Below are 23635 nucleotides of genomic sequence, written 5' to 3' on the forward strand. Positions count from 1 at the left end.
ATATGTTCAAATGAAAAGTAGTATGATGGTTCATACTATCAGAAAGACAGCGATTAGAAGCTAAAGAGGCAGCAAACAACTGAATAAAGGAGGATGAAAATTGAGTTCTCAAGTAATAAAAACAACAGAGGAATTGTTGCGGCCAATCCTGGAACCTAAAGACCTAGAACTTGTAGATGTGGAATATGTGAAAGAAGGAAAAAACTGGTTTCTCCGCGTTTATATTGACAAACCAGGTGGAGTAGATATCACGGAATGTGGTGTGGTTTCCGAAGAATTAAGTGAGAAATTAGATAGTACAGACCCGATCAAAGAAGCATACTTTTTAGAAGTTTCTTCCCCGGGTGTGGAGCGGCCATTAAAAACACAAGAAGACTTTATGAACAATATTGATAAAAATATCTTTGTCAAACTTTATGAGCCTATTGAAGGTGAAAAGGAATATGAAGGTATTCTAAAAAGCTTTGATAATGATCTGTTAACAATAGAGTACAAAGTGAAAACAAGAAAAAAACAAGTAGAACTACCATATGACAAAATAGCAAAAGCACGTCTTGCTGTAATGTTTTAAAAGGGGGAAAAGAACGTGAGCAATCAGTTGTTTGAGGCGATTGATTATTTGGCAAAAGAAAAAGGGATCGACAAGGATATTTTACTAGAGGCGCTCGAAGCTGCGTTAATTTCTGCGTATAAAAAGAATTTTAAATCAGCTACTAATGTCCGTGTAGAACTTAACGAAGAAACAGGAAAAATGGGCGTCTTCTCCCGGAAAACGATTGTAGAAGAAGTAGAAGATAACCAAGAAGAAATTTCGCTTGAGGAAGCAAAGAAAATTGATCCGAATTATACATTAGAAGACGTGGTAGAGGTGGAAGTAACACCAAAAGACTTTGGACGTATTGCAGCACAAGCAGCTAAGCAAGTTGTAACACAACGTGTTAGAGAAGCAGAACGAGGCGTAATCTTTTCTGAATATGCTGATCGTGAAGAAGATGTTATGACAGGTATTATTCAGCGCAAGGACCCTCGCTTTGTATATGTCAATCTTGGAAAAATCGAAGCAAAGCTTGCTGAAGCAGAACAAATGCCTACAGAAGAATACTATGTACACGACCGTCTTAAAGTTTTTGTAACGAAGGTTGAAAATACGAGTAAAGGTCCCCAAATATATATTTCCAGATCCCATCCAGGCTTACTAAAGCGCCTTTTTGAAATGGAAGTTCCAGAAATTTATGAAGGAATTGTGGAAATTAAGTCTGTTGCACGAGAAGCTGGTGACCGTTCAAAAATATCTGTTCATGCACCAGATCCGGAAATAGACCCAGTAGGATCCTGTGTCGGACAAAAGGGGCAACGTGTTCAAGCCATTGTAAATGAATTAAAAGGCGAAAAAATTGATGTGGTGGAATGGTCCGAGGATCCGGTTGTATATGTTTCCAATGCGCTTAGCCCATCTAAAGTAGTAGATGTTATTGTAGATGAGGAAGAAAAAGCAACTACGGTAATTGTTCCAGATTATCAATTATCCTTAGCAATTGGAAAACGTGGACAAAATGCTCGTCTTGCTGCAAAACTTACTGGCTGGAAGATTGACATTAAGAGTGAATCGGAAGCTCGAGAAGAAGGTTTACTTGATGAGCAACCAGAGTCTCTACCAGATACTGAAGAAGATCTGTTTTAGTAAGGGGGGCTGACTTATGGTTCAAAAGAGAAAAGTACCTGAGCGAAAATGTGTTGTAACAAATGAAATGAAACCTAAGAAGCAGCTGATCCGCGTAGTACGCAATAAGGACGGCGAAGTCTTTGTCGATGAGACAGGTAAAAAGAATGGCAGAGGTGCCTACTTAACAAAGGATCTTGAGATCATCCGTCAAGCTGAAAAAACTGGGGTTTTGAATAGACAGCTGAACACGGAAGTAGATGCTTCTATCTATGAGGAATTAATTAAACTGGTACAAGGAAAACATCATGAATAATATGAATCCGTACTTAAATATGATTGGGCTTGCATACCGAGCACGAAAACTCTCCCTTGGAGAAGAGGCAATCGTGAAGGATATTCGGCAAAACCGAGCTAAGCTTGTCTTGTTGGCAAGTGATATAGGTCCACAAACGAAAAAAAAGCTTACGGATAAATGTAAATCATACAATGTACCATATGAAATAGTGGATGATAGAGAAACGCTATCCCAAGCTATTGGAAAATCCCAAAGAGTAGCTGTTGCTATTTTAGATGCAGGATTTGCTACTAAGATTCAATCGCTACTCGGGTAATTAAATTCGGGGGTGAACGTATGAGTAAAATGCGTGTATATGAATATGCAAAGAAAATAAACAAATCAAGTAAAGATGTTATAAATTATTTAGAGGAATTGAATGTAGAAGTGTCTAACCACATGTCTACCATTTCACCTGAGACTGTGCAAAAGCTGGATGAAAAGTTTGTTGAGAAGCCAAAAGCAACAGAGGAGAAAAAACAGCCATCAGGGAACACGGCTTCACAGTCAAAACCAAATCAAACTTCCATTAAAAAGAATCATAACCAAGGAAATAAAGGGAAGAATAAACCCAATTCCAATCAACAACGGAACAATGGGAATTTTAACCCAAATTCTAAAAAGAATAAAGGGAATAAAAAAGGACATCAACAAGCACCTAAACAACCTGTTGTCAAAGAGACACCGAAGCATATTACTTACAGTGAAACACTTACGGTAAGTGATCTTGCTGATAAATTAAACAAAGAAGCTTCAGAGATTATTAAGAAATTAATGTTCCTAGGAGTAATGGCAACAAAAAACCAGGACCTTGACGACGATGCAATTGAATTAATTTGTGCCGAGTATGGTGTGGAAGTAGAAAAAGAGATCATTCTAGAAGATACTGATTTCGATAAATATCTTGAAGAGGATAAAGAAGAAGATCTAACAGAACGTCCAGCGGTTGTAACCATAATGGGACACGTTGACCACGGGAAAACAACGTTACTTGATGCAATCCGTCATACAAAAGTGACAGCCGGTGAAGCTGGAGGAATTACACAGCATATTGGCGCCTACCAAGTAGAAAATGATGGTAAGAAAATTACGTTCTTAGATACGCCGGGTCATGCTGCTTTCACAAGCATGCGCTCACGTGGAGCACAAGTTACGGATATCGCCATTTTAGTAGTAGCTGCTGATGATGGTGTAATGCCACAAACAGTAGAAGCTATAAACCATGCAAAAGCAGCAGAGGTTCCAATTATCGTAGCGGTGAACAAAATGGATAAGGAAGGTGCCAACCCTGATCGAGTCATGCAGGAATTGACCGAATATGAGCTTGTTCCTGAGGATTGGGGAGGCAGCACCATCTTTGTTAATTTATCTGCTATCAAGAATGAAGGAATTGACGAGCTTTTAGAAATGATTGTCTTAGTATCTGAAATGGAAGAGTTAAAAGCCAATCCACAAGCTAATGCTTTTGGTACCGTAATTGATGCACAGCTTGACAAAGGACGTGGATCTGTTGCTACATTACTTGTCCAAAATGGTGAGCTTCATGTCGGGGACTCTCTTGTTGTAGGTAATACGTACGGGCGAGTGCGTGCAATGGTTAACGATCTTGGCCAGCGCGTAACCGAAGCTGGACCATCTACTCCTGTAGAAATTACAGGGTTAAATGAAGTTCCACAAGCTGGAGACCAATTCCTCGTGTTTAAAGATGAAAAGAAAGCACGTCAAATTGGGGAAGCCCGTCAACAGAAACAGATTCAAGAAAGTCGTGGAGAGCAGACGAAAGTCAGCTTGGATGACTTATTTGAACAAATTAAGCAAGGGGAAATGAAAGAAATAAACATTATTATTAAAGCAGATGTTCAAGGATCTGCTGGTGCATTAGCTTCATCCTTGCAAAAGATTGAAGTAGAAGGTGTAAACATTAAAATTATTCACACTGCAGTTGGTGCGATAACAGAATCTGATATTATTTTGGCATCTGCTTCGAATGCTATCGTAATTGGTTTTAATGTTAGACCTGATGCAAATGCTAAAAAGGCTGCAGAATCTGAAAAAGTGGATGTACGTCTGCACCGTGTAATTTACAAAGCCATTGAAGAAGTAGAAGCAGCTATGAAGGGTATGCTAGACCCAGAGTATGAAGAAAAAGTTACAGGACAGGCAGAAGTACGTGAAACCTTTAAAGTATCTAAAATTGGTACGATCGCTGGTAGCTACGTAACAGAAGGTAAAATTACCAGAGATGCAGGAATAAGATTAATTCGTGACGGTGTCGTTCATTTCGAAGGAGAAATTGATGCACTCAAACGATTTAAAGATGATGTAAAAGAAGTAGCTCAAAACTACGAGTGTGGTATTACAATCAAGAACTTTAATGATATTAAAGAAGGCGATATTATTGAAGCATATGTAATGGAGGAAATTGAGCGTAAATGATCATTTATGCTGAGGTAGAGTGCATGATGTATGATGGACATTCCCTTAAGCAGAAAAGGTCTGTGTTGAAAAGATTGATGGCCAAGCTTCGTAACTCTTTTAATGTTGCAGTAACGGAGCTTGACTACCATGATTTATGGCAACGGACTAAAATAGGTATCGTCACGATTTCAAATGATTACGTGCATTCTGTAAAGGTTATGCAAGAAGTAATGAAAGTGATCGATGCATATTCTGAACTTGAAAGAACAGAAACAACTATTGAAAGAATGTAATGCATTTCACTCGTACTCTGATACATTTTTTTCTATAGTAAAAGTATAAATTCGCGCAGATATCTAGCTCCACACATTCTGAAATTTGGCATGAATAGCAGCCGAGGAGAGGATAATTGAATTTTCTTAGACAGGGCATCTGCGCTTTTCTTAAAGAGGTGAATAAGTTGGCAGAATTAAGAGCAAATCGGATTGCAGAACAAATGAAAAAAGAGCTTGGTGAAATTTTAACGAGGAAAATTAAAGATCCAAGAGTTGGGTTTGTAACTGTTACGGATGTAGAAGTTACTGGCGATCTTCAACAGGCAAAAGTATTTATCTCTGTGCTAGGCGATGAACAACAAAAGCAGGATACGTTATTAGGGCTTGCCAAAGCAAAAGGGTTTATCCGTTCCGAGATAGGTCAACGAATCAGACTCCGCAAAACACCTGAGCTGGTGTTTGAATTTGATGAAGCTCTCGAATATGGTAATAGAATTGAAACCATATTACGTGATTTAAATAAATAGGCTAGTTGGATAATCTGACTCTACTTGAGTCAGATTTTTTCCATAAAAAGAATAATCGATGGTGTGAAGCTACAAGTTTAAACCACGTAGTCTTTTAAACACGCTCGGTGATAAGTGGAGGTATTGGTATGAACGGAATTTTGCCTTTATGGAAACAAAAAGGGATGACGTCACATGATTGCGTTTTTAAAATAAGAAAACTACTAAAAACGAAGAAAGTAGGGCACACGGGAACACTGGACCCAGAGGTAGAAGGTGTATTACCTATATGTATTGGCCAGGCTACAAAGATTGTTCCATTTCTTACAGAAACTCAAAAAACATATGTTGCAGAGCTTAAGCTAGGAACTGCCACTGAGACAGAAGATGCACATGGTAAAGTATTTGAAGAGAAAACTGTAACAGATTTTCCAACAGCTGACCGAATCAATGAGGTACTAACCTCTTTTGTCGGTAAAATTACACAAGTACCACCTATGTACTCTGCTGTAAAAGTTAATGGAAAGAAACTTTATGAATATGCCAGAGCAAACCAAGTTGTGGAAAGACCGACACGGCAGATCGAGATATTTTCTATTTCTAATGTTTCAGTACATGAAGACCGGCAGAGTATTACCTTTCAAGTTGTCTGCTCCAAAGGGACTTACATTCGCACGCTCTGTGTGGACATCGGGAAGAAATTGGGTTACCCTGCACACATGGCACACTTAGTGAGAACAAAAGTGGGTTCGTTTTCACGTAAAGAATCCCTCAGCCTGTTAGAGGTGGAAGAGGCAGTGAAGAAGGGCACCCCGGAATCGTTATTAATCCCATTATCAAAAGGGCTAGATCACTTGGATTATTTGCAAGTAGATGAAAAAACAGCGGAAAAAGTACGAAACGGGCAAAAACTATTAAAACCTGATAAAATAATGAAGGAACCGTTTGTCATTATGCATAATCAAGATTTTTTGGCAATCTATCAAACACATCCTGAGAAACCAGGGGAAATTAAACCCGTTCGTGTTTTTAATGGATAAAAGTGCAGGTGAGGAATATGAGAACATTTGAATTAACATATCCACATTCTATGGTATTAAACGAGTTACCTGAAACTGTTTCGGCCATCGGCTTTTTTGATGGAATACATAAAGGGCATCAGAAAGTCATTCAAACAGCTGTAAATGAAGCAAAGGACAGGGGGATGGAAAGTGCAGTGATAACCTTTCACCCTCATCCGTCTGTCGTCTTAAAAAAAGATGTGCAGCATGTAAAGTACATTACACCTATTCGAGAAAAGCAGGAAATATTACAAAAGCTAGATGTAGATAGGCTCTATATTATTCAATTTAATAAAGAACTGGCTGCTTTGTCGCCACAAGCGTTTGTAGATCATTTTCTTAAAGGGCTACACATCAAGCATGTCGTTGCGGGCTTCGATTTTTCTTATGGACATAAAGGAAAAGGTAATATGCAAACCATTGAAGAGCATGCTAATGGGGTATTTTCTACTACACAAGTTGATAAAGTTGTACTGGATGGAGAGAAAATTAGCTCTACGAAGATTCGTAGTTTGTTAAAAGAAGGAAGATTGGAAGAAGTAACTAATTTACTCGGCAGACCATTAAGTGTGTCTGGTACTGTTGTAAAAGGGGACCAACGGGGCCGAACCATTGGATATCCTACTGCCAATATTTCAGTAAATGAAGAAGCACTGCTTCCTAAAGTTGGTGTCTATGCTGTCAAAGTCCTCTATAAACATGAAGTATACGAGGGGATGGCTAGCTTAGGCTTCAAACCAACATTCACGGACCAGCTGGAAGAGCCTGTTCTGGAAGTAAACATTTTTGATTATAATAATGATTTATACGGGGAAGAGTTACGTGTCGAATGGCATTCTTTTATTCGAGAAGAAAAGAAATTTACTGGCGTAGAGGCGCTAGTTAATGAAATTGCCGCAGATGAAAATAAAGTAAGAAGGTATTTTAGTGCTTAATAGGCTTCCATCCTATCTTTTCCTTGCATTTTCCACTAAAAAGATGTATGATAAACAACGTAAAACCATCGCTTGGCAATTCGTAACTCCGACGATTGCTAGGGGAATGGGGATCTATATTAATATAGGAGGTGCGCCATATGGCAATCACACAGGAACGTAAGAATGAAATTATTAATGAGTACAAGGTTCATGAGAGTGATACTGGTTCTCCAGAAGTACAAATCGCTGTATTAACTGAAGAAATCACTACTCTAAATGAGCATCTTCGTGTTCACAAAAAAGATCACCACTCACGTAGAGGTCTTTTGAAAATGGTAGGTAAACGTCGTAACTTACTTAACTACTTACGTAATAAAGATGTTACTCGCTATCGTGAATTAATTAAAAAGCTTGGCTTACGCCGATAATTAATTAAAAAGCAGGAGAAATCCTGCTTTTTTTATAGTGATTTTATTTTGTACATGATTCTTAAGTAATTAAAAATCTTTTCCTATCACAAAATAAGGGTGATCCTAAAGGGACAAGATTTTTCTACATAAAATTTACATTCCTGCTTATAAACTATAATATAATAGTAGGAGTGTTTTTTATAAGGATAAGCAGTTTAGGTAATAAAAGCGACTAAATTGTGATCCGCTATGAATGTAAGAAAACTGCAAAATTGCTCGAATGGAGCTTGAGTTTATTGAAAGGAGTACTACTAATGCCAGAAGAAAAGCAAATATTTTCTACAGAAATTGCAGGTAAAACGTTCACCGTTGAAATAGGAGAACTAGCGAAACAAGCGAATGGTGCTGCAATGATTCATTATGGCGATACGTCTGTTTTGTCTGTTGCAACTGCATCAAAGGAACCAAAAGATCTGCCATTTTTCCCACTAACTGTTAATTATGAAGAGCGTCTTTATGCAGTTGGAAAAATACCGGGGGGCTTTATAAAACGAGAAGGGCGTCCAAGTGAAAAGGCAATCCTTTCTTCACGACTAATCGACCGTCCAATTCGTCCTTTATTCCCTGATGGCTTCCGTAACGAAGTCCAAGTAATTAGCACCGTTATGAGTGTGGATCAGGACTGTCCTTCTGAAATAGCTGCAATGGTTGGTTCTTCTATTGCATTAAGCGTATCAGATATCCCGTTTGCAGAGCCAATTGCTGGTGTTAATGTTGGCCGTGTAAATGGAGAGTTTATTATTAACCCTACGATTGAACAAGAAGAAAAAAGTGATATTGAATTAACCGTTGCTGGTACTAAAGATGCAATTAACATGGTAGAGGCTGGAGCTGATGAGGTTCCAGAAGAAGTCATGCTTGAAGCAATCATGTTTGGTCATAAAGAGATCATTCGCCTAGTAGAATTCCAAGAGGAGATTGTGAAAGCTGTCGGGCAAGAAAAGTCTGAAGTTAAACTCTTTGAATTAGAAGAAGAACTTACTAAAAAGGTGGAAGAACAGGCATCTGAAGATCTAATTGCTGCTATACAGGTGAAAGAGAAGCATGCCAGAGAAGATGCCATTAGTAAGGTGAAAGAAGACATCCTTGCATCCTATGAGGATGAAGATGATGCAGATATCTTAAAACAAGTTAAATCTATCTTAGATAAAATGGTTAAAGCTGAAGTCCGTAGATTGATTACAAAAGAAAAAGTACGTCCAGATGGCAGGAAGATAGATGAAATCCGTCCATTGTCTTCACGTATCAATGTATTGCCAAGAACACATGGTTCTGGATTATTTACACGTGGGCAAACTCAGGCTCTAAGTGTTTGTACTTTAGGAGCACTTGGTGATGTGCAAATCTTGGACGGGCTTGATTTGGAAGAATCTAAACGCTTTATGCACCACTACAACTTCCCACAATATAGTGTTGGGGAAACAGGACCAATTAGAGGACCTGGTCGTAGAGAGATTGGACATGGTGCTTTAGGGGAACGGGCTCTAGAGAAGGTAATCCCGTCTGATAAAGACTTTCCTTACACAATTCGCCTTGTTTCAGAAGTACTGGAATCAAATGGGTCTACTTCACAGGCAAGTATTTGTGCAAGCACACTTGCCATGATGGCAGCAGGTGTACCAATAAAGGCACCAGTAGCTGGAATTGCAATGGGGCTAGTTAAATCTGGTGAAGATTACTCTATCCTTACAGATATTCAAGGCATGGAAGATGCACTTGGAGATATGGACTTTAAAGTTGCTGGTACAGCTAAAGGTGTAACGGCACTTCAAATGGATATTAAGATTGATGGTTTATCAAGAGAAATTCTTGAGGAAGCTCTTAACCAGGCTAAAAAAGGAAGAATGCAAATTCTTGACTCTATGCTTGCAACAATTAAAGAGCCAAAAGAAGAATTGTCTCAATATGCACCTAAAATCTTAACGATGTCTATTAACCCTGACAAAATCCGTGATGTTATCGGACCAAGTGGGAAGCAAATCAATCAAATTATTGATGAAACTGGCGTAAAAATTGACATTGAACAGGATGGCAGTGTGTTCATTTCATCTACAGAAGCAAAAATGAATGAGCGTGCTAAGAAGATCATTGAAGACCTTGTAAGAGAAGTAGAGGTAGGTCAAATGTATCTTGGGACGGTAAAACGTATTGAAAAATTCGGTGCTTTTGTTGAATTGTTCAAAGGAAAAGATGGCCTTGTTCATATATCTGAGTTGGCTGAAGAGCGCACCAACAAGGTAGAAGATGTCGTCTCTATCGGAGATGAAATTATGGTTAAGGTAAAAGAAATTGATAATCAAGGAAGAGTAAACCTTTCCCGCAAAGCTGTCCTTAAAGAAGAAAAGGAAAAGCAGGAAAAGGCAAATTCTTAAACCTGCCATAAACAGTTAAATAAGTCTGTCTTGTAAAAGTTAGTTTAAGTAATAAAAGCTGAAAGATTATTCGCAGCCATCTGGCTGATTTGAATCTTTCGGCTTTTTTGTTTAGAAAGAGTTAATGTAAGAATAAAAAGAATTAGCGAATTGTTTAAAGCATACCTTGTCCTAGGACAACATAAGTTGTTAATAGGAGGGGGTAAGTATGTATCGGTTACGACAAGTTGCACATATTGTTGTTTTCTTAGTTATTATCACAATATCTTTCAACACAACGTATAACCCGTTTTCAATGGAAAGTATTCCATCGTTTATGCAAACTACAAAAACTACAGATCCGTTATATGAGGAAATCGAGAAACAAGCTAAAGCATATAAGGAAGAGGCAGTTGATTCATACATAGATGATGTATGGAAGAAAACACCGGGGCGTAATGGGCTAGAAGTCAACATTGTAAAATCTTATGAAAGAATGAAGAAGAAAGGGAAATATGATGAAACACTTCTCGTGTACAACCAGATAGCGCCGAAAGTGTCCCTGGAGGATTTACCACCATCACCGATTTATCGGGGTAACCCTGAAAAAAACATGGTGTCTTTGTTAATCAATGTTTCATGGGGAACAGAATATGTCCCGGAACTATTAGCCATACTGAAAGAAAAGAAAGTTAGAGCCAATTTCTTTATTGAAGGGAAATGGGCTAAAGAAAATGTCGAGCTTGTTAAAATGATAAAAAGTCAGAATCATCTTATTGGGAATCATGCTTATAATCATCCAGATATGGCACGTTTATCAAACCAAGAAATGGTCGAGCAAATCAGCCAAACAAACGATATATTAAAAGCTATTACAGGAAATACACCCACTTGGTTTGCGCCACCAAGCGGAAGCTATAACCAACATGTAGTAGATGCAGCACACAGCTTAAAAATGGAAACAATACTCTGGACAGTGGACACGATTGATTGGAAGAAACCTACTGTATCTGTTATGATTAATCGAGTGAGTAGTAAACTCCATCCAGGAGCTACTATTCTTATGCACCCGACTGCTTCAACTGCTGCAGGTCTTTCAGATTTAATAGATTCTGTAAAGGACAAGGGGTATAAAATAGGTACGATGGAACAATTAGTCAGTCCGGAAAGGTAATCATTCAGACGCACATCTTACATATCGCATAGGAGGAAGTACATTGATTGAAAAACACAAGAGTAAAAACGGTCTTAGGGTTGTTCTAGAGAGCGTACCTGCTGTTAGATCTGTAACGATCGGTATTTGGGTATTAACGGGTTCTCGTAATGAATCTATTGCCAACAATGGTATCTCACACTTTTTAGAACATATGTTTTTCAAGGGGACAAAAACCCGTTCAGCACAAGATATAGCTGAAGCATTTGACTCAATTGGCGGGCAAGTAAACGCATTTACATCTAAGGAATACACTTGTTATTATGCAAAGGTTGTAGACACGCATAAAGAATTTGCACTAGAAATACTTGCCGATATGTTCTTTAACTCAGCTTTTGATGAAGAAGAAATGGAAAGAGAGAAAAAAGTCGTCTATGAAGAGATCAAAATGTATGAAGATACACCTGACGACATTGTTCATGATCTACTTGCGACTGCCTCATATGGTGATCATCCGTTAGGTTACCCGATATTAGGAACAGAAGAGCAGCTTAGGTCTTTCAAGCCTCAATCGCTAAGAGATTATATGGAAGATCGTTACTCACCAGAAAATGTTGTGGTATCCGTAGCAGGAAATGTTGACTCTTCCTTTATTAATAAAGTGGACGAATATTTCGGTTCCTACGAATCAAAACAACAACCTAGCACATTAATAAAACCAGCATTTCTTGCAAATAAGCTTGAGCGTAATAAAGATACTGAGCAAGCGCATCTTTGTTTGGGCTATGATGGACTACAAACAGGCCATGAAAATATATATAGCCTTATCATTATGAACAACGTTCTTGGCGGTAGTATGAGTTCGCGTCTTTTTCAGGATATCAGGGAAAAACAAGGCCTTGCCTATTCCGTTTTTTCCTACCATTCTTCCTTTCTGGATAATGGAATGCTAACGATTTACGCTGGGACAGGAAAAGACCAATTGCCGTTATTAAGAAGTACAATTGATCGCACAGTGGAAAAGTTAATCCAAGATGGTATAACGGATAAAGAGCTACAGAACAATAAAGAACAACTAAAGGGAAACCTATTGCTTAGTTTGGAAAGTACCAATAGTCGTATGAGTAGAAACGGCAAAAATGAACTTCTACTTGGCCATCATAGAACGATGGACCAAATGATCGAGAAGATTGACGCCGTTGATCATGATTCCATCAGAAAAGTGATTGACATCGTATTTGAAAAAACATCTTCAAGTGCTTTAATCGCACCTACGGAAGAACCTATGTAATGCATAGGTTCTTTTTTTAATATTCGGAACTATACTATTAAAGATAAGCATCTTAAAATTGTACTAGGAAAGCAAAGTAAGTAAGAAAAGCCTATTTTAATGGGAGGTTAAATAAATTGCGTTATAAAGATATTAGTGGAAAAGAAATCGTTAACGTTAACGAAGGGTCCCGTTTAGGTGTGCTTGGTCAGACAGATTTGGAAATTAATGAACATACCGGGCAAATTGAATCTTTTATTATCCCTAACTATAAATGGTTTGGCCTAAAGAAAGAGGGGGAAGAAACAAAGATTAAATGGAGCGCCATTAAGAAAATTGGGGAAGATATGATTATTATCGATACGGATAGACTTGATTAAGCTGGAAAAATAAATAGTTACTGGTACATAAAGGCTGACCCACGTTTTGGGGTATCAGCCTTTTTCCTGTTTTTTAGAAATTACCACTCACTAACATCCGCTGATTTCATAAGCTATATGGAAATGAGTTAAGGAACTCGATGTTTGGAGGGTGTGCAACATAATGAATCATACAATTGCAGTAATAGGAGGCGACGCCCGTTATCTGGAGTTAATTCGTCAACTACAGACTATTCCAGGAGCGACCATTAATCTTGTCGGCTTTGATAAATTGGAGCAAGGATTTACCGGGTTAAAACAACTCGAGTTTAGTGAGCTAAAACCAGAAGAACTTGATGTTCTTATCTTACCAATTACAGGTACAGACAATATGGGTAACGTGGAGACAGTGTTCTCTCATGAAACCATACACATTACACCACAATGGTTCCGGCAATTAAAGGATTCGGCAATTGTGTTTACTGGCATTTCTAATGATTATTTAAAAAATGTAACAACACAAGAAGACATTTCACTAATACCATTATTAAATAGAGATGATGTAGCCATTTATAATTCTATCCCAACAGCAGAAGGATCCATTATGATGGCAATTGAACATACCGACTATACCATTCATGGTTCCCGTGTAATGGTTGCTGGATTCGGGCGTGTAGGTAAAACCATAGCTAATAAATTCAATGCACTAGGGGCAAAGGTTTCTGTTGTCACCCAAGATAGTGCAGAACTAGCAAGAATAACAGAAATGGCGTTGACTGCCATCTCACTCAATAAAATGGCTGACCATGCCAGGGAGTGTGATGTATTAATTAATACGATCCCTGCCGCTGTTATAGACCGTCATACTATTCAACAGCTTCCACCGCACGCAATTATTATTGATCTGGCATCAAAGCCTGGTGGGACAGATTTTGACTATGCAAAACAACGTGGAATTAAAGCTATTTTGGCAAGAAGTTTACCAGGCATAGTAGCACCGAAAACATCGGGTAGGATACTGGCAGACGTCATTAAACAGTTTCTTCAGGGACACAAAGCAGACTAGGAATACTATAGAAAAGGGGTATCATAATGAGTTTAGAAGGAAAACGTATTGGCTTTGGGGTAACGGGTTCTCATTGTACGTATGATCAAGTATTTCCTCAATTAGAAAGGCTAATGGAACAAAAAGCAGAGGTCGTGCCAATTGTGACATATACAGTTAGAAATACGAGTACAAAGTTTGGCAAAGCAGAAGACCATATTGAAAAAATTGAATCTATTACAGGAAAACGGGTAATCTCCACGATGCAAGAAGCTGAACCACTTGGGCCAGCAGCCCCCCTTGATTGTATGGTTATTGCTCCATTAACAGGTAATTCCTTAAGCAAGCTTGCGAACGCTTTAACCGATTCTCCGGTGTTAATGGCAGCTAAAGCTACGATGCGTAATCAAAGTCCTGTTGTATTAGGTATTTCCACAAATGATGCACTTGGTTTAAATGGAGTGAACTTAATGCGCTTAATGGCTAGCAAATATATTTACTTTATTCCATATGGTCAAGATGATCCATATCAGAAACCAAACTCACTAGTTGCTAAAATGGACCTTTTAAGCGATACAATAGAAGCTGCACTAGAACATAAACAGCTACAGCCTGTTATTATTCCGCATATGGATTAGATTGTGGTAGAATAAAAAGCTAGAAGAGAATTATTTTTACTAGTGAAGGGAGTAATGGGGATGTCACATAAAGCAGCATTCAATGTAGCTGTAGTAGGAGCAACAGGTGCAGTAGGTCAAAAAATAATAAAACTATTAGAAGAAAAGAATTTCCCTATAAATGAATTAAAGCTTTTATCTTCAAGTAGATCTGCGGGTAAAAAAATCGCCTTCCATGGCGAAGAAGTCACTGTCGAAGAAGCTCTACCAGAAAGTTTTAAAGGTATAGATATTGCTTTATTTTCTGCCGGAGGATCTGTGTCGAAGCAATTAGCTCCTGAGGCCGTTAAACATGGTGCTGTTGTGGTAGATAATACGAGTGCTTTTCGAATGGATGAAGATGTTCCACTTGTTGTACCAGAAGTGAACAAAGAAGACCTTTTAAACCATAAGGGGATTATTGCAAATCCAAATTGCTCTACAATTCAAATGGTCGCAGCATTAAAACCATTACAGGAAGCATATGGTTTGAAGCGTGTCATTGTTTCGACATATCAGGCAGTTTCTGGTGCTGGTGTGACTGCGAACAAGGAATTAGAAAATCAATCTACTAGTTTCTTAAAAAACGAAGAAATGCAGGCGGAGATTTTACCAGTAAAAGGCGATAAAAAGCATTATCCAATTGCTTTTAATGCATTACCGCAGATCGATGTTTTTCAAGAAAATGGTTATACTTTTGAAGAAATGAAAATGATTAACGAAACGAAAAAAATTATGCACGCACCTGATTTATCCGTTGCAGCGACTTGCGTTCGTTTACCTATTTTCACTTCACATGCTGAAAGTGTTTATGTTGAGCTGGACCGTAACGATTTAGCTGTTAATGAAATTCAAAAAGTATTAGAAGAGGCAGACGGTGTTATTTTACAGGATGATCCACAGAACCAGTTGTATCCTACCCCTCTGAGCGCTGCTGATAGAGAGGAAGTTTTTGTAGGTCGTGTAAGGCAAGATCCTGATGTGAAAAACGGCTTCCATATGTGGATTGTCTCTGATAATCTTATGAAAGGCGCTGCCTGGAATACGGTACAGATTGCAGAAACATTAATTAAGAATAAACGCTTATAGTAATAGAGGTGTTAGAATGCAAATAGTAGTTCAAAAATTCGGCGGTACTTCTGTCCAGTCCGAAGAGAATAGACAACATGTCATAAAACATATCAAAGATGCATTAATGCAGGAGTATAAATTAGTAGTGGTTGTATCAGCACTTGGTCGAAAGCCAGATCCTTATGCAACAGACACATTGCTAAGTTTGATCGACTATCCAGCAGGTCAAAGTTCAGCTAGAGAAATTGATATGCTTCTTTCGTGTGGGGAGGTTATTTCTTCTGTTGTGTTATCCAATGAATTAAAAAAGCAACATATAACCTCTACTGCGTTAACAGGGGCCCAGGCGGGTTTTATCACAAATGATGATTTTAACCATGCGAAAATTAAAGCTGTGCATCCCGAAAGAATTTTGAAGGAACTGGAAACGCATGATGTTGTAGTTGTTGCTGGTTTTCAGGGACAAACAGAAACAGGTGAGATAACAACGATTGGGCGCGGTGGCAGTGATACAACAGCTGCCGCACTTGGTGCAGCGCTTGCTGCTGAGCGAATCGAAATTTTCACGGATGTAAATGGTATTATGACGGCAGATCCAAGAGTCGTAGAATCAGCTCGCCCTCTTGATGTTGTCACCTATACAGAAATTTGCAATTTAGCATACCAGGGGGCCAAAGTGGTACACCCACGGGCTGTTGAAATTGCCATGCAATCAAAAATCCCGATGCGAGTAAGATCCACATACTCAGAGGAGGAAGGTACACTAGTCACCTCATCAAGACTCCAGGAAGCAGGAATGGATGTTACAGAGCGGCTTATAACTGGTATCGCACATATTTCTTCCATTACGCAGATTAGAGTACAAACGAAAGAAGAGGCATACCGGTTGCAGTCAGAGGTATTTAAAGCAATGGCAGAGTCGGGTATTTCTGTAGACTTTATTAACATTTCACCTACTGGCGTTGTCTATACAGTACCAGACAGACATACAGAGAAAGCTGTGCATATTCTTAAAACCCTTGGGTTCTATCCCGAGATCACGAAAAATTGTGCGAAGGTTTCAGCTGTCGGTGCAGGGATGACGGGTGTCCCAGGTGTGGCTTCCATGATTGTACAATCATTGACAGACGCTGGGGTTCAAATATTGCAATCCGCTGACAGTCATACCACGATTTGGGTGCTTGTACATGAGGAGGACCTTAAAGCTGCGGTAAATGCTCTACATGATGTTTTCGAGCTAAGTGGGTTAGAGAAGCAATCCTAGATTAGACAAGAAAGAGAAAGGTGATAGAAATGAATTTTGGTCGTGTTTTAACAGCAATGGTAACCCCATTTAATCCTAATGGCGAGATTGATTATGAACAAACAGACCTATTAATTGAATACTTACTAGATAACGGCACTGATGGATTAGTTATTGCTGGAACGACAGGAGAATCACCAACTTTATCCGTGGAAGAAAAAGTAGCACTTTTTAAGCATGTCGTTAAAGTTGTAAACAAGCGTGTCCCGATAATTGCCGGAACTGGAAGTAACAGTACATTGGCCTCGATCCGCTTAACCGAAGAAGCAGAAAAATGTGGAGTGGACGCCGTGATGCTTGTTGCTCCATATTATAATAAACCGGATCAAAAAGGCATGTATGAGCATTTCAAAGCGATAGCCAACGCTACGTCCCTTCCTGTTATGCTTTATAACATTCCAGGTCGTTCTGTGGTGAAGCTTACTGCTGAAACAATTATTCAATTAAGTAATATACCAAATATTGTTTCAGTTAAAGAATCGACAGGTGACTTAGATCAAGCAACTGAGATTATTGAAAACACTCGAGAAGATTTTAGTTTATATAGTGGGGATGACAGTATGACGCTGCCAATGCTTGCAATTGGTGCTAACGGAATTATTTCTGTTGCTTCCCACATTATTGGGAACGAGATGCAGCAAATGGTAAATCATTATTTAAATGGGGAAGTAAAACAGGCAGCTGCTTTGCATAGGAAGTTAGTGCCAATTATGAATGCCTTGTTTACGTCACCATCTCCGACACCAGTTAAAGCGGCTCTGCAAATGAAAGGAATTGAAACAGGAAGTGTCCGACTCCCGCTTCTTCCATTAAGCGATGAAGCACGTGATATTCTGAAAGAAAAAATAGACCTATAATGAAGCTGGAATTCGAACTATGATTAAGTGCTCCTTAATCTAGTTCGGATTTTTTATTTTTGCATGGAGTGATTCGTTTACGTTCATACTAAAGATAGTTACTAGAGATAAGGAGTGTTCGTAAATGAATAAAGAAGATAGAAAAGAAGATCAAAATCAGGAAGGCCAGCAAAATCCGTCCGCTCTTGTACAAAAAATTCAGCAGCTTGGACAATCAAATGTCCCACAGGCTCCCGACTCAAATATACATGTGCTATCCATTATCGGTCAGGTAGAGGGCCATGTGCAATTACCTCCACAAAATAAGACAACTAAATACGAGCATTTATTGCCACAGCTTATTGCAATCGAACAAAATCCAAAAATTGAAGGATTAATTATTTTGTTGAATACAGTCGGAGGCGATGTAGAAGCGGGACTTGCTCTTTCCGAAATGATCGCATCCATTTCCAAACCAACTGTTTCTATCGTGCTTGGCGGCGGCCACTCCATTGGTGTACCAATTGCTGTTGCCACAGACTATTCCTATATTGCCCCAACCGCAACGATGACAATACATCCAGTAAGGCTTACTGGATTAGTAATTGGAGTACCGCAAACGTTTGAATACCTTGATAAGATGCAAGATAGAGTTATTAATTTTGTAGTCAGCCATTCCAATATTAAAGAAGAAAAATTTAAGGATCTAATGTTTGCTAAAGGAAATTTAACAAGGGATATCGGGACAAATGTAGTTGGAACAGATGCTGTAGAGTACGGTTTGATTGATAGCGTTGGTGGTGTAAAAGAAGCAATGGCAAAAATTAATGAATTGATTGGTCCCAAACCTGAAGAAGGACAGGTGATTCAATGATTCTTTATACACCAATGTCACCGGCTGAAATCTTCCCCCATGATCCCAATACTTTAGCAAGCCGACAATTTATCGTTTATCAGGGGAGAAATATGTATGTGGAGCAGAGAGAGGATGGCTCCTATCAGTTGTTACAATTACTATCCACGGATCCACAGGATTTTTTAAATGACACGTTTACCCCTGGAACCATTTTATCGTCGTAACAAATTTTGTGCTATAATAGAAGAAATGAAGGAATAGCCCTTGTCGTCAAACGGCAGGGGTTTCATCGTCCTGATACATAGTGGAACCGAGGTGAAATAATGGCTAGAAAAAGAAAAAAGCGAAAAGGTACATTAAAAAAACAGTTAAAATATGAATTATTGGGTCTATTATTTATATTCCTGGCAATTCTCGGTAGCGGAGCGAGCGCTATTAGCGACGGAGCGATCCCTGGAGGGTTGGAGCATGTATTTCGGTTCTTTTTTGGAATTTGGTATTTTGTGGCCTCGATTCTGTTGCTTACTACTGGTGTACTGCTTGTTGTAAAAAGAAAATATCCGGATTTTACAAATAAAAAACTAGTCGGTTTTTATATCGTTTTTGCTGGCGTACTTTTACTCACACATATCCAAGCATATGAACAAGTTGTTCAAAGTGGGACTGTCTCCATCATGGCGTCTTCTTGGGATAACTTTATCTCCAGTTTAAATGGAGAGGCAAGTAACGCCATGCTCGGCGGAGGAATGGTCGCAGCCTTACTATTTACGTTTTGTTATTATTTATTTTCGCTAGTCGGTGCGAAAATTGTTTCTGTATTTTCCATCCTGGTTGGTATTATTTTTATGACAGAATACTCGATTGGAGACCTATTTTCTAAGTTAGGGAAGAAGCTTTTGCAAGTAATAAATAAATACAAAGAAAAAGCAACGGATCATAAGGCAGAAAAACGAAAACGTAAACAGAAAAAAGTAGAAGATGAGCCGGATGTGGAGGGAGAACCCGAACCGGCACTCGCATCCTATGAGGATGAACCAGTTATACAAGATTTCGCAGATGTCACGTACACGGCCTCAGAGATTACAAAACAAGACACTTCTCAAAAAGAAGAAGTACAAGAAACAAAATCGGATGATAGTGTTGACGATCTAATCGAAAATATGCCAATGACAGAACCGGAAAATCACGAGTACATTTTACCATCGCCACAGCTGTTAGCAGAGCCTGCAAAAAACTCTCAGCAGCAAGAAAAATCACAAATTCAGGCAACTGTTAGAAAGCTAGAAAAGACATTTCATAGTTTCGGAGTGAAAGCAAGGGTGACGAAAGTACATGTCGGGCCAGCTGTGACGAAGTATGAAGTGTACCCTGAAGCTGGTGTGAAAGTTAGTAAAATTGTTGGCTTACATGACGATCTAGCCCTAGCTCTTGCAGCAAAAGATATCCGCATCGAAGCGCCTATTCCTGGTAAATCTGCAGTAGGGATTGAGGTGCCAAATCAGGAAATTGCGATGGTAAGCTTACGGGAGGTACTTGATAAGACGTTACAAAATAATACTTCCAAATTACTGTTTGCACTTGGTAGAGATATTTCTGGTGAAGCAGTAGTAGCCGAGCTTAATAAGATGCCACATATGTTAATTGCTGGTGCAACAGGTAGCGGAAAAAGTGTATGTGTAAATGGGATTATTACGACTATCTTAATGCGCACGAAACCTCATGAGGTTAAAATGATGATGATCGATCCTAAAAAAGTTGAGTTAAATGTATATAACGGTATTCCGCATTTATTGGCACCTGTTGTAACAGATCCGAAAAAAGCTTCAAAGGCTTTGCAAAAAGTAGTTTCTGAGATGGAACGGCGATATGAACTGTTCTCTGATACGGGAACTAGAAATATTGAAGGTTATAATGAATATATTAGGAAGTACAATCAGACAGCTGAAGATAAACAGCCAAATCTGCCTTATATTGTCGTACTGGTGGACGAGCTGGCAGATTTAATGATGGTGGCCTCAAATGACGTTGAGGATGCCATTACGCGTTTAGCTCAAATGGCTCGTGCTGCAGGCATCCATTTAATTATTGCAACACAGCGGCCTTCTGTGGATGTTATAACAGGAGTTATTAAAGCAAATATACCTTCCAGGATTGCTTTTAGTGTATCCTCCCAGACGGATTCAAGAACAATTCTTGATTCAGGAGGTGCTGAGAAGTTGCTAGGAAGAGGAGATATGCTGTTTCTTCCAGTCGGTGCCTCGAAACCTACACGGGTTCAAGGAGCCTTTCTGTCAGATGAAGAAGTTGAAAGAATTGTAGATCATTGTATTGACCAACAAAAAGCTTCCTATCAGGAAGAAATGATTCCAGATGAAACAAGTGACGTTCAAGAAGAAGTAAATGACGATTTGTATGATGAAGCAGTTCAACTAATCGTAGAGATGCAAAGTGCTAGTGTTTCCATGTTGCAACGTAGATTCAGAATCGGCTACACGAGGGCAGCAAGGTTGATTGATGCCATGGAAGATAGAGGAATTGTTGGTCCTTACGAAGGAAGTAAGCCACGTACAGTACTCGTTACACAATCAGAGGAAAAATCTTCTTAAATGAACTAAATGACTATGTTGAGAAAAGATAGTAGAAATCAAACGTTTCTGCTATCTTTTTTAATTTGCTTTAAATAATAAAGTATAGGTGTATATGAAAAATTTGTTCTTTCTTTTGGTACAAAGTACAAACGAAAACCAAAATAGAAAACGTTTTCAATTATCGGATGGTATTGTATGATGTCTATAGTTAATTTGTGAAAAAAACGTCGAATAATTAGCAAAAAAATTAAGAAATATGTCCTATAACTATTTATTTATTGTCTTTTTAATGGTATGATTTATCTCGAATTAAAAAGAGATACGTCAAACGTCAGAGGTCCGATCTCTTAAAATACATATCCCCAATGATTGGAGGGATCTCGATGTCTATTAAACTCGACGCAAGACATTTATATCTTCAAGTAATAGACGAGATAAAACGAGATATTGAAAGCGGTAAATATAAAGAAAAACAAAAGCTCCCATCTGAATTTCAATTATCCAAACTCCTCGGTGTATCAAGAGCTACATTACGAGAAGCATTGCGGATACTAGAAGAGGATAATGTGGTGACGCGAAGGCACGGGGTTGGAACGTTTGTTAATCAAAAGCCAATTTTTTCTTCCGGTATTGAACAATTAAATAGTGTAACAGATATGATTGAAAATTCTGGTAAAAAAGCCGCTTCCCAATACTTAACGACAGAATTTTTAGAAGCGACCGATGAAGAAAAGAGCAAGTTTGCACCTACCCAAATACATAATCTCGCCAAAATTGAGCGCGTTAGAACAGCTGACAACAAACCAGTTGTGTTTTGTATAGATAAAATTCCGGAATACTTGGTCCCACTAGAGCGAGTGCACGAAGAAGATTCCCTGTTTCAATTACTAGAGGAATATACGAATAAACGGGTGGCATATGCTGTGACGTATATTGAACCTGTGAGTTATCATGAAAGAATTTATAGTATTCTTAACTGTGAGCCAGAGCAATCTCTCCTATTATTAAAACAAATGCATTATACAGAGGAAGATGAGCCTGTGCTTTATTCAGCAAATTATTTTCGCTCTGATGTGTTTAGTTTCCATGTACTGCGAAAACGAATGTAATGTTAATGATCTAGCATTTTAGGAGGTGGTGCAAAACTAGTAAACTCTATAGGCTTTAAATTCAAAATATTTCTAGAAAAATAGGGGGTTTCAATGTTGAAAAATCGTAAGTTTATTTGGTTGTTTGCATTAATCATAAGTCTTGGCCCTGTATTAGCAGCATGTGGTGGCGGTGAAGAAACTTCTGGAGGAGAAAGTAACGGAGAAGGTTCCTCGGACGAAGGTTCTGCAGATTATACTGTCGCGATGGTTACAGATGAAGGTGGCGTTGACGATAAGTCTTTTAACCAATCTGCATGGGAAGGTCTAAAAGCATGGGGCGACGAGCATAGCCTTTCAAAAGGCGCCGGATTTGACTATGCACAGTCTGAAGACGAATCTGATTATCTTCCAAACATGACTAGACTTGTACGTAATGACTATGATCTAGTTTTCGGTATCGGATTTTTACTTGAAGATGCCATTAAAGAAATTTCAGAACAAAATCCAGATAACGACTTCGCCATCGTTGATACGGTAGTTGAAGCACCAAACGTAGCAAGTATTACGTTTGCTGAGCATGAAGGTTCTTTCCTTACCGGAGTAGCGGCAGCAATGAAAACCAATACAGATAAGCTAGGATTTGTTGGTGGTGTGGATTCTGAATTGATTAATAAGTTTGAAGCTGGATTTGTTGCAGGTGCAAAATCTGTAAACCCTGATATCGAAGTGGACATCCAGTATGTAGGTAACTTCAGTTCTGCTGCAGATGGAAAATTAATCGCAACACGTATGTATAATGATGGTGCTGATATTATCTATCATTCTGCGGGTGCTGCTGGTAATGGTGTATTTGCTCAAGCTAAAGATTTAAAACAAAAAGATCCAGATAGAGAGATCTATGTGATCGGGGTTGACCGTGACCAATATGAAGAAGGAGCTATTGGTGACCATAATGTAACCCTTACTTCTATGGTGAAACGTGTGGATACTGCTGTTCAAGAAGTAAGTAATCTAGGACTAAATGGTGAATTCCCTGGTGGAGAGGTACTTGTATTTGGACTACAAGATGAAGGAATTGGAATTGCCGATACAAATACAGAAGCTTACACAGAAGAAATTGCTTCAGCTGTTCAAGAGTGGAGAGACAAAATTACTAATGGTGATGTAAAGGTCCCTCAAACTCGTGATGAGCTAAAAGCATTTGAAGAAGAATTATAAGATCTTAACAAAGGAAAAAGGCTGTTCAACAGCCTTTTTTCAAAATTTTAAATCGCAAAATTGTTAAAAAAGAATAGCTCATCGCTCACGGCCGCTTTTCATTCTATCGGTGGACGAGTAGACCATAAATCATCATTATATTTCATTTACTAGGAAGATCTTCAACTGAAGGGTACCATAATCTGCTCCCTTGA

At 38.7% G+C, this 23635-nt stretch carries 25 protein-coding genes; all 25 read left to right on the plus strand.

Features of this window, described 5'->3' with window-relative positions; genetic code table 11:
• The first annotated feature begins 100 nt into the window (after positions 1-100).
• The 25 genes from rimP (at position 101) to LG273_RS09230 (ending at position 23441) form a co-directional block, all read left to right on the plus strand.
• Positions 101-571 (plus strand): ribosome maturation factor RimP, encoded by a 471-nt coding sequence (gene rimP, locus LG273_RS09110; protein WP_379561121.1) that lies wholly within the window; start codon positions 101-103, stop codon positions 569-571.
• 15 nt (positions 572-586) lie between these two features.
• Positions 587-1681, plus strand: coding sequence for a transcription termination factor NusA (gene nusA / locus LG273_RS09115; RefSeq protein WP_379561122.1), 1095 nt, complete (start codon positions 587-589; stop codon positions 1679-1681).
• 16 nt (positions 1682-1697) lie between these two features.
• Positions 1698-1976: an RNase P modulator RnpM gene (gene rnpM / locus LG273_RS09120; protein WP_379561123.1), complete on the plus strand. Its 279-nt coding sequence runs from the start codon at positions 1698-1700 to the stop codon at positions 1974-1976.
• A gap of 1 nt (position 1977) precedes the next feature.
• A complete protein-coding gene (locus tag LG273_RS09125) occupies positions 1978-2274 on the plus strand; it encodes a YlxQ family RNA-binding protein (protein WP_404459508.1) in 297 nt (98 codons plus the stop codon).
• Positions 2275-2294: 20 nt separating this feature from the next.
• Positions 2295-4433 (plus strand): translation initiation factor IF-2, encoded by a 2139-nt coding sequence (infB, locus tag LG273_RS09130; RefSeq protein WP_404459274.1) that lies wholly within the window; start codon positions 2295-2297, stop codon positions 4431-4433.
• Positions 4430-4708, plus strand: coding sequence for a DUF503 domain-containing protein (locus LG273_RS09135; RefSeq protein ID WP_404459276.1), 279 nt, complete (start codon positions 4430-4432; stop codon positions 4706-4708). Before infB ends, LG273_RS09135 begins: the two co-directional genes overlap by 4 nt.
• A gap of 167 nt (positions 4709-4875) precedes the next feature.
• Entirely contained in the window at positions 4876-5217 is a 342-nt protein-coding gene (gene rbfA / locus LG273_RS09140; protein WP_379561127.1) for a 30S ribosome-binding factor RbfA, read from the plus strand.
• A gap of 128 nt (positions 5218-5345) precedes the next feature.
• Positions 5346-6236 carry a tRNA pseudouridine(55) synthase TruB gene (gene truB, locus LG273_RS09145; protein WP_404459278.1) on the plus strand — a complete coding sequence of 297 codons (891 nt, stop codon included), beginning with the start codon at positions 5346-5348 and terminating at the stop codon, positions 6234-6236.
• Between the two features lie 17 nt (positions 6237-6253).
• The gene (gene ribF, locus LG273_RS09150) at positions 6254-7192 is read left to right on the plus strand and encodes a riboflavin biosynthesis protein RibF (RefSeq protein WP_404459280.1); all 939 of its coding nucleotides are present in this window, start codon (positions 6254-6256) and stop codon (positions 7190-7192) included.
• Positions 7185-7355: a hypothetical protein gene (locus LG273_RS09155; RefSeq protein WP_404459282.1), complete on the plus strand. Its 171-nt coding sequence runs from the start codon at positions 7185-7187 to the stop codon at positions 7353-7355. The genes ribF and LG273_RS09155 overlap by 8 nt, the downstream gene beginning before the upstream one ends.
• The gene (gene rpsO, locus LG273_RS09160) at positions 7333-7602 is read left to right on the plus strand and encodes a 30S ribosomal protein S15 (RefSeq protein WP_379561131.1); all 270 of its coding nucleotides are present in this window, start codon (positions 7333-7335) and stop codon (positions 7600-7602) included. Before LG273_RS09155 ends, rpsO begins: the two co-directional genes overlap by 23 nt.
• 296 nt (positions 7603-7898) lie before the next feature.
• Positions 7899-10016 carry a polyribonucleotide nucleotidyltransferase gene (gene pnp, locus LG273_RS09165; RefSeq protein ID WP_404459285.1) on the plus strand — a complete coding sequence of 706 codons (2118 nt, stop codon included), beginning with the start codon at positions 7899-7901 and terminating at the stop codon, positions 10014-10016.
• 208 nt (positions 10017-10224) lie between these two features.
• Positions 10225-11169: a polysaccharide deacetylase family protein gene (locus tag LG273_RS09170; RefSeq protein ID WP_404459287.1), complete on the plus strand. Its 945-nt coding sequence runs from the start codon at positions 10225-10227 to the stop codon at positions 11167-11169.
• Between the two features lie 43 nt (positions 11170-11212).
• Positions 11213-12439 carry a M16 family metallopeptidase gene (locus LG273_RS09175; protein WP_404459289.1) on the plus strand — a complete coding sequence of 409 codons (1227 nt, stop codon included), beginning with the start codon at positions 11213-11215 and terminating at the stop codon, positions 12437-12439.
• A gap of 116 nt (positions 12440-12555) precedes the next feature.
• Positions 12556-12798, plus strand: coding sequence for a YlmC/YmxH family sporulation protein (locus tag LG273_RS09180; RefSeq protein WP_379561136.1), 243 nt, complete (start codon positions 12556-12558; stop codon positions 12796-12798).
• Positions 12799-12961: 163 nt separating this feature from the next.
• Entirely contained in the window at positions 12962-13843 is an 882-nt protein-coding gene (dpaA, locus tag LG273_RS09185) for a dipicolinic acid synthetase subunit A (protein ID WP_404459291.1), read from the plus strand.
• 26 nt (positions 13844-13869) lie between these two features.
• Positions 13870-14460 (plus strand): dipicolinate synthase subunit B, encoded by a 591-nt coding sequence (gene dpaB, locus LG273_RS09190; protein WP_379561138.1) that lies wholly within the window; start codon positions 13870-13872, stop codon positions 14458-14460.
• A 60-nt stretch (positions 14461-14520) separates the two neighbouring features.
• The gene (gene asd, locus LG273_RS09195; protein ID WP_404459294.1) at positions 14521-15567 is read left to right on the plus strand and encodes an aspartate-semialdehyde dehydrogenase; all 1047 of its coding nucleotides are present in this window, start codon (positions 14521-14523) and stop codon (positions 15565-15567) included.
• Positions 15568-15583: 16 nt separating this feature from the next.
• The gene (gene dapG / locus LG273_RS09200; protein ID WP_404459296.1) at positions 15584-16813 is read left to right on the plus strand and encodes an aspartate kinase; all 1230 of its coding nucleotides are present in this window, start codon (positions 15584-15586) and stop codon (positions 16811-16813) included.
• 29 nt (positions 16814-16842) lie between these two features.
• Positions 16843-17709 (plus strand): 4-hydroxy-tetrahydrodipicolinate synthase, encoded by an 867-nt coding sequence (gene dapA, locus LG273_RS09205; protein WP_379561141.1) that lies wholly within the window; start codon positions 16843-16845, stop codon positions 17707-17709.
• A gap of 124 nt (positions 17710-17833) precedes the next feature.
• Entirely contained in the window at positions 17834-18562 is a 729-nt protein-coding gene (locus LG273_RS09210) for a ClpP family protease (RefSeq protein ID WP_379561142.1), read from the plus strand.
• On the plus strand, positions 18559-18768 hold the full coding sequence (locus LG273_RS09215; protein WP_404459299.1) for a YlzJ-like family protein: 210 nt from the start codon (positions 18559-18561) through the stop codon (positions 18766-18768). The genes LG273_RS09210 and LG273_RS09215 overlap by 4 nt, the downstream gene beginning before the upstream one ends.
• Before the next feature lie 99 nt (positions 18769-18867).
• Positions 18868-21150 carry a DNA translocase FtsK gene (locus LG273_RS09220; protein WP_404459301.1) on the plus strand — a complete coding sequence of 761 codons (2283 nt, stop codon included), beginning with the start codon at positions 18868-18870 and terminating at the stop codon, positions 21148-21150.
• Positions 21151-21515: 365 nt separating this feature from the next.
• Positions 21516-22241: a GntR family transcriptional regulator gene (locus tag LG273_RS09225; protein WP_379561145.1), complete on the plus strand. Its 726-nt coding sequence runs from the start codon at positions 21516-21518 to the stop codon at positions 22239-22241.
• A 96-nt stretch (positions 22242-22337) separates the two neighbouring features.
• Positions 22338-23441 (plus strand): BMP family protein, encoded by a 1104-nt coding sequence (locus LG273_RS09230; RefSeq protein ID WP_404459303.1) that lies wholly within the window; start codon positions 22338-22340, stop codon positions 23439-23441.
• The last annotated feature ends 194 nt before the right edge of the window (positions 23442-23635 follow it).

The organism is Oceanobacillus kapialis (assembly GCF_044790185.1).
Taxonomy (GTDB): Bacteria; Bacillota; Bacilli; order Bacillales; family Amphibacillaceae; genus Oceanobacillus_B; species Oceanobacillus_B kapialis.